The following is an 11,971-nucleotide window of genomic DNA, read 5'->3' as shown; positions in this document are numbered from 1 at the left end:
CGCTTTGAGGTTAAGGGTTAGCTTAAAAAAGGTGCGGTTACATAGGGATTGGTTATTATATTTTCGTCAGCGAGTCGTTTCTTAATGCTGTAAACCCAGTTGCGCTGGGGATTTGGTGACAATAGTTCAAGTAATTGGGTTGTAAAATTATTCTGATGTTTCATTGCGTTTAATCTGTCGTTAGTGATAGCCGCAGTGTAGAGTTGCTTTAGCAGTCTGATAAATGCGACGCCTCCACCAGAAATAATACCATCAGCACCAAATAGCAGACTGGAATCGAATACAGATTCATCTCCCTGCATAATGGTTCCTGGTCTTTGGTTTTTGTCAGGATAGTTTCTTAGCAACTGGACAAAATTTGAATAGTTGCAACTGGAATCTTTTATACCCACCACATTTTTCATGTTCAGGATCTTCTCCAATAGGTCTGTGCTAACAGGGTTGCCGGTAAATATTGGCGCATTGTAAAATATCAATGGCCTTTCAACAGCGTCGTCGATCCTTTCCATATGTGTTAACAAACTTTCCGGATCTGGATATTTATAGTAAAAGGGACTGGTACATACAATATAGTCTACGCCACTACGGTCAATTTCAATGGCTTGCTGAATGGTCTTTCTGGTAGAAACTGCAGAAGCAGTCGCTAAAATAGGGATTCTGCCTCCAACTTGTTCCACTGTGGTATTGATTAAAGTCTTTCTTTCCTTGTCTAATAAGGCGGCACCTTCGCCCATGGTACCGAGGATCATAATCCCGTTTGCTCCTTCACCTACACAATATTCGAGCAGGTTTTTAAGAGAACAGACATCAATATTTTCTTCTTTTGTAAGTGGGGTAGGAATGGCTATAATTACACCTTCAAGTTTTTCTGAGCTCATTTGGTTATTTTATATATATGTCGTATAAGTTTCTTTACTACAGGAGTAATTTTTCAGCTTTAACTCATCTACTTTTTGACAGTTTACATTTGATTGTAGTGTAAATATATAAATTTTAATAAGTAATACATATTTAATTTATAAAATTTACAGATCAGTATAATTAATGGCATCAGAATTTTGCCAAGGCAAAAAAAAGACAGCTACTCTTTACAGTAGCTGTCTTTTATGAAAGTGTGTTATGCTATACTTTCTCGAAATAGTTGTACAGGTGTTTCCGCATTTTGTTTCTAAATTCTTCCGGTGTGCCGTTCTTCAGGACATTTAGCAAGACCCTGTGAGAGGCATATTCTGCATCCTGAACCTGACTCTTTATATGTAAGCCATTATCTACATATTCGAAAATGGGTAATAGCATTTTCTGAAAGCGCTGAATGGTCTCGTTTTCTGATATTTCATATAGCATGGAATGGAACTCCACATCATATTTTAACCTTTCAATTTTATTGTCCGTTTGCTCTTCTTTAGCTACAATCTCTTCCAGCTTAACCAGGTTGGCTTCAGTTTTTCTAAGAAAAAGTATATCTGCAAGGCCCATTTCGATAACTAATCTCATTTCAAAGATTTCTTTCATAGTTTCGCCATCCAGTAATTTAGGATCCATTACCCTTTGCATATTGGTTAGAATATCCGGACGTGTAATGATCATGCCTCTATTTTTACGGGACTCAATTATACCTAAGATTTTAAACCTGGATAATGCTTCTCTGATAGCGGTACGGCTAACATGCATGGCCAATGCCAGTTCTGTTTCTTTAGGAATAGCATCGCCTGGAGAGAAATTTCCATTTTTAAAATATTCCTGAAGATTGATCTCGATCTTGTCAACTTGTGTCAGATTTTCAACGGGTCTTATTTTTGGAGTGGCTATCTTTTTCAATTTCAATTTTTGTCCAAATGTAATCATTCCTGTTGAAAATTAATATGTAATACTTTTTTTAATATCGTTTGGATATTCTGGTATAATTTGTATTATTGTAATATGTAAGACATATTTAAAAAAATCGTGTAATCACTAAACCAATTATTATGAAAAAGCTTTTACTCTGTTGGTTGCCATTAATTCTCTTTCCTTTCTTTAAAGGATACGCTCAGGTTCCGGTTTCCGGAACTGTTAAAGATACACAGGGAGGTGTTCTGCCTGGTGTAAGTATCAAGCTAAAGGGTACTACCACTGGAGTAACTACAACTTCGTCTGGTACTTATAGTATTAGTGTACCTGATGCCAGTGCAGTGCTGGTATTTTCATTTATCGGCATGGAAAGCCAGGAAATCCAGGTGTCTGGAAAAAGGACAATTGACGTTGTACTTACTGAGCAGATGGCGGCACTAAAGGAAGTATTGGTAATTGGTTACGGTTCTCAATCTCGAGAGACAGTTACCACGTCGGTGACAAAGCTGGATAATAAGGTGCTTGAAAACGTGCCTTATGCCAATTTAACATCTGCCATGCAGGGAACCCTGTCAGGTGTTCGGGTGCAAAGTACCTCGGGGCAACCCGGAGATGCTTCCCGTGTGGTAATCAGAGGCGGAACCTCTATTAATAATCCGAATGGTGCCGCACCACTTTATATTGTAGATGGGGTAATCAAATCAAATATAAATGATATCAATTCACAGGATATAGAATCTATGCAGGTGCTGAAAGATGCGGCGGCTACTGCTATTTATGGGGCCAGAGGTTCAAATGGAGTAGTGATCCTGGTAACTAAATCAGGTAAATCCGGTATAGCCAGGATTAATTATAATTATGATCTTACCATTTCTGATCTTGGGAAAGGCTACGATATGGTATCTGCCAGAGATTATATTTATTTTCAAAGGTTAGGAATTGGGGCAAGAGGTACTGCCGATCCCAGCCAGTTGACAAAACTTGGTCTTGCCAGTAGTGCGGGTACCGGTAATGACCTTACCAATAATACGGCATTTACACCACAGTATTTATCTGATGCGAACCGATATAAACTCAATGAGGGTTGGGAAAGTATGCCTGATCCGATAGACCCTACTAAAACTATTATTTTTAAAAATACAGATTTTCAGGATGTTGTTTATCGGACGGCGCTTTCTAACAACCATACCTTGTCGGGCTCGGGAGGGACTGATAAAGCTACTTTCAGTGCGAGCCTTGGATACCAGTCTAATGAGGGGATTGCCATTTTTACGGATTATAAACGACTTTCATTTAATTTAAATGGTGATTTTAAGGTAAACGAAAAGCTTAAGATCTTTGGCAGGGTGATGTACTCCAATTCCTCCGGAAGGACAGTTACGGATGCCGGAAGTAATGTGAGTAATGTATTTGCCAGATCTGCGACTATACCGGCAACCACTAAATATAAATTTGAGGATGGAACACTAGCCCCTGGTTTAAATTCAAGTTTAGGTAACCTGGAGTATTTTTTTAATACACAGGACTTGAAAAACAGCCTGGAAAATCTGACGATGGTTACAGGTGCACATTTTGATATCTTGCCGGGGCTAAGTTTTGACCCGCAAATCTCTTTATATAAAATTACCTCGGACGGACGTTTTTTTCAAAAGGCTTACCTTAACGGACCAGGGCAACTGGTGAATTCAAGAAACGCCACCGGTAGTTATGCCAAACAGATTCAGGAACAGGCGGATGCGGTTTTTACTTATAAAAAAAACCTTAAAGATGCACACCATTTAGAAGCGAAAATTGGTTTTTCTGCTTTCTGGAGAACGACTGCGGGATTAAATGCAAGCGGAAGGGGGGCATCTACGGATCTGATCCCAACTTTAAATGCTTCTGCCGTACCCGTATCGGTTGGTGGTGATGAAACTAACCAATTGATTTTGGGCTACTTTTCTAGAATTAATTATGATTATAAAGAGAAATACCTGCTTTCACTAAACGCCAGGTACGACGGGGCCTCTAACCTGGGGACTACGCACAAATGGGGTCTTTTTCCGGGGGTATCTGTAGGTTGGAATATTCATAAAGAAGATTTTTGGACTGCATTGCCTGAACGTTTATTCACGCTGAAACTACGTGGAAGTTATGGCGTAAATGGAAACATCAGTGGTTTGGGCCCTTACCAGTCGCAAGGGCAGTATAGTGTAGGTGCTCAATACAATGGAATAGCCGCAGTTCAAAATACAACGCTGGCTAATGCAGATTTGCGTTGGGAGCAATCAAAGACCTTCGATGTGGGATTTGATCTTGGGGTATTAAATAACAGAATTAATATATTGTTTGATTATTACAGACGCAGGACGGATAACCTGCTGACCAATTTCAGTTTGCCACAATCTACGGGCTTTGCCAGTGTGTTAACCAATTTAGGTAGCCTCCAGAACAAAGGTATAGAACTAGAGCTGAGTGCGAAGATTCTTCCTGAAAAGTCTGATTTTCAATGGATTTTGTCTTTAAATGCGTCCAGGGTTAAGAATAAAATACTTAAACTTCCAAACAATGGTATAGAGAACAATCGCATTGGGGGTGTATATGTTTGGGATTCATCCAGAAACGATTACGCTTGGTTAGGAGGGTTGCAGGAGGGCGGAGAGATTGGTGATTTATATGCTTATAAGCAACTAGGTATCTATGCCACAGATGCCGAAGCCCAAAGAGGCCCGAAAGACATGTTGGTGGTAGGGACAGCCAAAACAAAATTTGGTGGTGACGTAAATTGGCAAGATGCAGATAATAATGGGGTAATAGATGAAAGGGACCGTGTGTTTGTGGGTAATATTTATCCAAAATGGACTGGTGGGATGGCCAGTACCATGACCTATAGAAATTTCGATCTATATGTGAGAATGGATTATACCACGGGGCATACCATTTATAACTATACCCGGGCAATGATGATAGGGCAGTTTGTTGGAGAAAACGGTTTTGTTTCTGATGTCCTCCGATCCTGGCAAACCCAGGGACAGCAGACAGATATTCCGAGAATTTATTGGGCTGACCAACAGGCGCAAAATAATTTATTCAGGGGTAATTCAGCATATTACGAAGCGGGTGACTTCCTGGCTTTAAGGGAAGTCACACTCAGTTATAATTTCTCTCCGGAATTTTTGAAGAAAATAAAAATAGCGAACCTGAGGCTAAATGCTACAGGTAGCAATCTTCATTATTTCACCAAATTTAAAGGACTGAATCCTGAAGAGGGGGGAGATGACCGGGGCAGATATCCAATTCCCAGAAACATCATCTTCGGAGCAAACATTACATTTTAATTCATTCTTTAACTGAGATAATCATGAAAAATTTATATAGAATATCGCTGTTCTCGCTAATTATTTCCTGTTCAATGTTATCCTGTACCAAGGATTTGAACCTTGATCCCGTTAGTCAGATTTCAAATGCTTCTTTCTGGAAAACAGAAAATGATGCCAACGGAGGATTGTATGGTATGTATGTAAGGTTTAGGGGACAGGCGCAAAATAATCTTTTTTTATGGGGAGAAGCTAGAAGTGAGGTCATGAACCGTAGTCTTGCCGCATTAAACGGATACAATTATTACTATGACAATGCCTTGGACAGAACCAATTCTGGTCCTACCTGGCAGGGCATGTATACCGTTGTTCATGATGCCAATTTGTTGCTGAAGTATGTGCCTGGAATTAAATTCAGTTCTGAGGCCAGTAAGAATGCCATTTTGGCGCAGGCATATACCATGCGCGCCTATGTGTATTTTACTATGGTGAAAACCTGGGGTGATCTGCCCCTGGTAACGGAACCGATTGAGGGATTTAGTGCCGATGCTATTCAGAAGGAAAGAACCTCGAAGATCGAGCTGTTTAAATTTATAAAACAGGATCTGGATGCAGCTTTAAATCTTTATTCAGCAAACACGTTCAGTCCGGGCAGGAGCATCTGGTCAAAGCCGGCTGCAAATGCACTAAAAGCGGATGTTTATTTGTGGACAGCAAAGAGGGAGAATGGAGGCAGACCCGATCTAAACGTTGCCTTAGCTGCACTTAACGATGCACAAGCCGGAGATGTTGGATTGCTTGACAATTATGCCAGCATATTTGATTATGGAAATAAGGGGAATAGGGAAATTCTTATGGCGGTGCGCTTTCAGGATGTTGAGGCAACATCGACCATTTTTTCAGATATGTACATGTCGAGCGCTTTTATGACCAATAATACAGACGCAGCAACTAAAGCTTTAATTGGTGCATTTGGGGGCAATCCTTACTGGACGGTTTCCAATGGTGTAAGGGCACAGTTTACTGCTGATGACTTACGCAAGCAACCTTCGTTTATTGAAATTTATACTACTACAGGTACTTATTATGGCTCTATCGTTTATAAGTTTAAGGGAACGGTGATAGGAGGTGCCAGACAATTTCTGGATGATGTGATCTTGTACCGGTATGCGGATATCCTGCTGATGAAGGCTGAGGTAAAAAATGCATTGGGGCAAGATCCGAGTGATGAGATCAATCTGGTTAGGAAACGGGCTTATGGGGCCAAATACAATGACCATTTTTTTGTCAGGGGAACTGATGTGCAAAACGATGAGGCCATCTTAAAAGAAAGGCTCTTGGAACTCGCATTTGAAGGGAAGAGGTGGTGGGACCTTGTGAGGTTTGGAAAGGCATTTGAAAAGATTCCTTCACTTGTGGATAGGGCCGGACAGAATGATTTGCTGTTATTCCCCATTTCGGAAACTACTTTAAGCCTGGAACCAAAAGTAAAACAAAACCCAGGTTATAAATAATATTTTTTAATTGTTATAAAACTTCTCTAATGAAAAAAGAAAAAAAACACCCGTTTACCGGCTTCAGTTTAGGTGCTGCATGTCTGTTATGTATGTTATTTTTTGGACTGGCCGGTAACCTGCTGGCACAAACAGGCCCGGGAAAGGAAACGGTTCTTACTTTAAATCCCGGGCAGGATAACCCCCGAAACAGTGAAGGGGATTTTTTGACTTTAAAGGATGGGCGGGTCATGTTTGTATATAGTCATTATACGGGAACATCTTCCAGTGATCATGCTTCGGCTTTCCTGGCGGCCCGCTATTCTGCTGATGGTGGAAAAACCTGGACCAATAGCGATAGGGTAATCGTAGAAAAGGAAGGTACGATGAACGTAATGTCTGTTTCTCTATTGAGGTTAAAAAATGGGAAAATCGCTTTGTTCTACCTGAAAAAGAATTCTACTTCCGACTGTATACCTATGGTTCGTTTTTCAAGTGATGAAGCTAAAACCTGGACTGATCCAATAGCCTGCATTACAGATAAAAAGGGCTATTTTGTGCTGAACAACAGTCGGGTAATTCAATTAAAAAGTGGGAGGATACTTTTGGCGGTAGCATTGCACCAGACTCCAGAACAAGCCAAATGGTCTAACAGCGGTACTTTATGGAGTTATTACTCGGACGATAATGGAAAAACCTGGAAGCCGGGGCAGCAGGTGGCCAATCCAGATGGGGTGGTGACACAGGAGCCTGGTGTGGTGGAACTGAAAAACGGAAATGTTTTAATGTTCATCAGGACAGATGCGGGAGTCCAGTATTTGTCCTATTCAAAAAACAAGGGACAAAGTTGGAGCCCTGCGCAGCCTTCTACGATTAAATCACCTGTTTCTCCGGCTTCTATTAAAAGGATTCCGTTGACAGGCGACCTGATATTGGTTTGGAACAATAACGGGGGCGACAACCCGCTGATTAAGGGAAAAAGGACACCCCTTAATGTGGCCATTTCAAAAGATGAGGGGAAAACCTGGCAAAATATTAAAACGGTAGAGGATGATCCGAATGGATGGTACTGCTATATCGCGATCTGTTTTTCAGGTAAGCATGTGCTTTTAAGCTATTGTAGCGGGGTGCAGCCCAGATTTTCGCACTTAACCGTGACAGATATTAAACGTTTAAGCCTGGATTGGGTATATGGAAAATAAAGACCATAAACAGATCATTTTTATCGACTCCGGGCTACCGGGGCCGGGGGTATTGATATCTGCAGGGGTACATGGTGACGAGTACGAGCCAATGCTTGCGGTTATGGAGCTGGCTACGGAAGTTTCATCGCTATTGCGAGCTGGAAGTGTAACCCTTATTCCGGTAGTAAATGCTACTGCTTATCAGACAAACAGCCGCTACGGAGAAGATGGTCTTGACCTGGCCAGGATTTGTCCGGGACGGGCAGATGGGAGTAGTTCAGAAACTGCAGCAGCCATGATCAGTAGTCATATTCAACAGGCTGACTATTACATAGACCTGCATACGGGGGGTAAGTTATTTAATATTTATCCATTAGCGGGTTATATGTTACATCCGGTTGCAGCAGTACTGGAAGAACAACGGAATATGGCCAGGGCATTTAATTTGCCACTGATCTGGGGCACGGAAGGCTCGCCGGATGGCAGAACGTTATCCATTGCCAGGGATGCAAATGTTCCTGCAATCTATATAGAATACGGGGGCGGGAATAGTGTGAAAGAGGAAATTGCTGCACTGCTTAAGGAAGGATGCCTGAACGTACTGAACAGCCTTTCTATGATCAAGCTGGAGGGCGAGAATTCCTCCTGCTTAAAGTACTGGGTAGAAGATTATACACCAGGTGGTGGATACCTGCAAGGCAAGTTTCCCTCCCCGGCATCAGGCATTTTTATAGCAGCAACTGTAGTCGGTGCAAATGTAAACAAAGGGCAGTTGTGGGGCAATGTAGTTAATCCGGTTACGCATCAGCGAACTGAAATTATAGTAGCTGAAGCGGGAATTGCACTTTTCGTAAGGGATGCTGCCTATGTAAAAGAAGGAGAAGCGCTGGGGGGCATACTGCCGGTTTCAGCATCAGGAAAATTGATCATCAATGGAAAATAACAGCGTTGTAATTTTAACGGGGGCTTCAGGTGGCATTGGACGTGCAACAGCCCTGAAATTTGCAGAAAAAGGATGCAGACTGGTTTTAGTTGATCTGGAGCACATGGCACTGGAGGCTGTGGCCGGGGAACTCGCTGCACTTTATGACACAGAATGCCTGGTTTGCGCTGGTGATCTGGCGGAAGGAGATTTCTTAAATTTAATTGTAGAACAGACCGTAGCAAAATGGGGACGTGTGGATGTATTGATCAATAATGCTGCCTGGCGTACTTTGGAAACCATGCGGACGATGAGCAGAGCGGTATGGGAAAGGACCCTAAAGGTTTGCCTGACTGCACCGGCATTTTTGTCGCGGCAGTGTGCAGAAATTATGGAGCGTATACAGGAGGGCGGTGTAATTATCAACGTATCGAGTGTGATGTCTGCCAGGGCAGGAGGAAGTAGTCCGGCCTATATTGCTGCAAAAGGCGCACTGGATAGCTTAACCTATGAGCTGGCCGTTACTTACGGAAGAAGTAACATCAGGGTTGTTGGGGTACAGCCGGGTTTTATTGAAACTGAACTGAGCAGTGACTACCTGGATCCGGAGGGAGCAAACATCAGCAATACAATGACTGCCCAAATGATAGACATGACGCCACTTGCCAGGGGTGGTACAGCCGCAGAAGTAGCAGAAGCTATTTTTTGGCTGAGTGCGGAAAATGCTGCCTTTATCAGCGGAACAACCTTGCTTATTGACGGTGGGTTTAAGCACAATATGAGCAGTTATGCCATTAAAAAAATTCAATTCCCAAAAGAATATTAACATGTGGAAGTATCAACCTTTTTTACCGCTGTTAAGTAAGGCCAATCGTATCAGCATGGGCGAGGGGCAAACTCCTCTTGTTAAGTCCAGATCCATAGGCCCGGCGCTGGGCATACCAGACTTGTATTTTAAGTTGGAAAACCTTAATCCAACAGGTTCCTACAAGGACCGTTTTGCTTCCGCTTTTGTAAGTATGATGAAAAGTCGGAAACAGGATCTTTGTATAGCAACATCCAGTGGCAATACGGGTGCGGCGTTAGCGGCTTATTGTGCCGCGGCCAATATCAGATGCATAATAACCGTGGTTGACGGGGCTCCTGATGCGAAGATTAAGCAGATGCAGGTGTATGGAGCGTCTATGTTCATGGTAAAAGATTTTGGCAAGGATCCCGAACTAAGTGCTGAAGTTTTTTCTTTACTGAACAGCTTCGCACTTTCTTTAGATCTGCCCTTACCCGTAAGTGCATATTGCTATTGTCCGGAAGGAATGCAGGGGGTTCAAACCATAGCATATGAAATATTTGAACAAACCGCCAATGCTGTTCGGCATATTTTCTGTCCGGCAGGGGGAGGTGGGCTGACTTTGTCTTTGGCCAAAGGCGTAATGGAATATGGACATAGATATCAGCTTTCTGGTTTGCCCAGAGTGCATTGTGTCCAGCCCGAAGGTAACGATACGATGGCTGGTCCGCTGAGAAATAAAGAGAATGTTGCCGTTCAAAGAGCACGTTCTACCACAGCCGTCAGTGGCTTGCAGGTGCCAAATGTGTTAGACGGCAATGAGGTAATTACAGCTTGTCGTTCACTTGGCGGGACAGGATATGCTGTAACAGACACCGAGGTGTTTAACTGGCATAAAAAAATGGCCCAGCAGGAGGGTATATTTTGTGAGCCGGCAGGTGCTGTAGCACTTGCGGGGCTAGCACTTGCAGTTGAAAAAGGAGAAGTAGCGGATGGAGAACAAGTCGTTTGTCTGGTTACGGGCAGCGGTTTTAAAGATATGTTAACGGTAGAAAAACAATTTAGTCTACCTGCTTTGGAAGCAATTGATAAAGCAGCTTTTGCAGTTTGGATTGAAAAGATGAAAAAAGGAAAAATTTAATGAAAAACACAATGATAAATCATGACAACAGTATTTTCGGAGGGGTATGGCCTGCGATGTTCAGTCCTGTAGATGCAGATGGGAAACTGGTTCCGGGGGAGCTTGAAAAGTTAATAGAAATGCTTATTGCAGAAGGGGTAGATGGACTTTATCTATTGGGCTCTACAGGCCAGGGCTTTCTTTTTAATGAGCAGCAAAGAAAAGAAATTGCGGCATTAGCGCTTGAAATCAACAATAAACGTCTACCTGTTATGGTTCAGGTAGGTGCATTGAGCACCGACGAATCGGTAAGGCTTGCAAAACATGCTGCTCAGCATGGAGCAGATGGCATTTCTTCGGTTGGCCCTATTTATTATGCTGCATCTGCTGCGATGGGTATTGCACATTACACAAAGATTGCGGGTGCTACTGATCTTCCCTTCTTTCCTTACCAGATTGGTAACGCCATTATGAATGACGAAATGGTTAAACAGCTGATGCAGATCCCGAATATCAGAGGTTTAAAGCTAACAACTGCCAATTTGCTGGATATCAGTTCTATTTACCATAAATCGGTTGGTACATGGAAACTCTTTAGTGGTGCGGACGAGTTGTTGTGCCAGGCGGCTATGTGCGGTACAGCTGGAGCAATCGGTACAACTTATAACCTGGCCGGAAGCACCTGTAAATATGTCAGGCAGGAGTTTTTAAATGGTAATGTTACTTTAGGGATAGCGTTTATGCTGTATTTGCAGAACCTGATTGAAAAGATAATTCCAGTGATATGGCCGTTTTTTAATAGGGCTATGCAACTTAAGTATGGCATTACCATCGGAGATCCAAAAGCACCATTGCTGGCCCCGGCATTACCATGGAGCGATGATGAAATATTGGCCATGGTAAATGGCCTGGATGATTTTAAAAATAAAGTTAAACCTAATTTATAAAGCATTATCATGGAAAAAAAAGTGATCAGGGGGACTAACGTACCCCAAAGCTTCCTGCCTTTTTCGCCCGGTTTAAAGTGTGGTGATTTTGTGTTTATCTCAGGACAGGCTTCAGTAGATAAGGCTGGCAACATTGTTAAGGATTCCTTTGCTGCTGAATGCAGGAGGTCCTTTGAAAATCTGAGGCTCATTTTGCAGGCTGCGGGACTTGGATTTGAAGACGTTGTTCAGGTAAGGAACTATGTAGGTAAGGAAGAATACCTTGCAGAATTTAATGCCATTTATAAAGAATTTTTTGGCGAGCCTTATCCCGCAAGGACAACTTTAATTGGGTGTCTGGGTGAGTTGTTAAAGTTTGAAGTGGATGTGGTAGCCTACGATAAAAAGTAACA

At 42.4% G+C, this 11,971-nt stretch carries 10 protein-coding genes; 8 read left to right on the top strand and 2 right to left on the bottom strand.

Features of this window, described 5'->3' with window-relative positions; genetic code table 11:
• Positions 1-17 precede the first annotated feature (17 nt).
• Both PHEP_RS17820 and PHEP_RS17815 read right to left on the bottom strand, forming a co-directional pair.
• Positions 18-878 (bottom strand): dihydrodipicolinate synthase family protein, encoded by an 861-nt coding sequence (locus tag PHEP_RS17820; RefSeq protein WP_015809381.1) that lies wholly within the window; start codon positions 876-878, stop codon positions 18-20.
• 244 nt (positions 879-1,122) lie between these two features.
• Positions 1,123-1,845, bottom strand: a complete 723-nt coding sequence (locus PHEP_RS17815) for a FadR/GntR family transcriptional regulator (protein ID WP_015809380.1) — start codon at positions 1,843-1,845, stop codon at positions 1,123-1,125.
• A 122-nt stretch (positions 1,846-1,967) separates the two neighbouring features.
• Between PHEP_RS17815 and PHEP_RS17810 the strand changes: the two genes are divergently transcribed.
• From PHEP_RS17810 to PHEP_RS17775, 8 genes are read left to right on the top strand one after another with little or no spacing between them, the layout of a single operon-like run.
• On the top strand, positions 1,968-5,147 hold the full coding sequence (locus PHEP_RS17810) for a SusC/RagA family TonB-linked outer membrane protein (RefSeq protein WP_015809379.1): 3,180 nt from the start codon (positions 1,968-1,970) through the stop codon (positions 5,145-5,147).
• Between the two features lie 23 nt (positions 5,148-5,170).
• Positions 5,171-6,640: a RagB/SusD family nutrient uptake outer membrane protein gene (locus tag PHEP_RS17805; RefSeq protein WP_036674241.1), complete on the top strand. Its 1,470-nt coding sequence runs from the start codon at positions 5,171-5,173 to the stop codon at positions 6,638-6,640.
• 29 nt (positions 6,641-6,669) lie between these two features.
• A complete protein-coding gene (locus PHEP_RS17800; protein WP_015809377.1) occupies positions 6,670-7,821 on the top strand; it encodes a sialidase family protein in 1,152 nt (383 codons plus the stop codon).
• Positions 7,811-8,746 (top strand): succinylglutamate desuccinylase/aspartoacylase family protein, encoded by a 936-nt coding sequence (locus PHEP_RS17795; RefSeq protein ID WP_015809376.1) that lies wholly within the window; start codon positions 7,811-7,813, stop codon positions 8,744-8,746. The genes PHEP_RS17800 and PHEP_RS17795 overlap by 11 nt, the downstream gene beginning before the upstream one ends.
• Positions 8,736-9,551, top strand: coding sequence for an SDR family NAD(P)-dependent oxidoreductase (locus PHEP_RS17790; protein WP_015809375.1), 816 nt, complete (start codon positions 8,736-8,738; stop codon positions 9,549-9,551). Before PHEP_RS17795 ends, PHEP_RS17790 begins: the two co-directional genes overlap by 11 nt.
• Before the next feature lies 1 nt (position 9,552).
• Positions 9,553-10,653, top strand: a complete 1,101-nt coding sequence (locus PHEP_RS17785; protein ID WP_162141668.1) for a pyridoxal-phosphate dependent enzyme — start codon at positions 9,553-9,555, stop codon at positions 10,651-10,653.
• The gene (locus PHEP_RS17780) at positions 10,653-11,579 is read left to right on the top strand and encodes a dihydrodipicolinate synthase family protein (RefSeq protein ID WP_015809373.1); all 927 of its coding nucleotides are present in this window, start codon (positions 10,653-10,655) and stop codon (positions 11,577-11,579) included. The genes PHEP_RS17785 and PHEP_RS17780 overlap by 1 nt, the downstream gene beginning before the upstream one ends.
• Before the next feature lie 9 nt (positions 11,580-11,588).
• Positions 11,589-11,969 (top strand): RidA family protein, encoded by a 381-nt coding sequence (locus PHEP_RS17775; protein WP_015809372.1) that lies wholly within the window; start codon positions 11,589-11,591, stop codon positions 11,967-11,969.
• Positions 11,970-11,971 lie beyond the last annotated feature (2 nt).

The organism is Pedobacter heparinus DSM 2366 (assembly GCF_000023825.1).
In the GTDB taxonomy this organism is placed as follows: domain Bacteria; phylum Bacteroidota; class Bacteroidia; order Sphingobacteriales; family Sphingobacteriaceae; genus Pedobacter; species Pedobacter heparinus.
The sequence above is the reverse complement of the archived record's forward strand: the minus strand, read 5'-3'. Positions and strand labels throughout refer to the sequence as shown.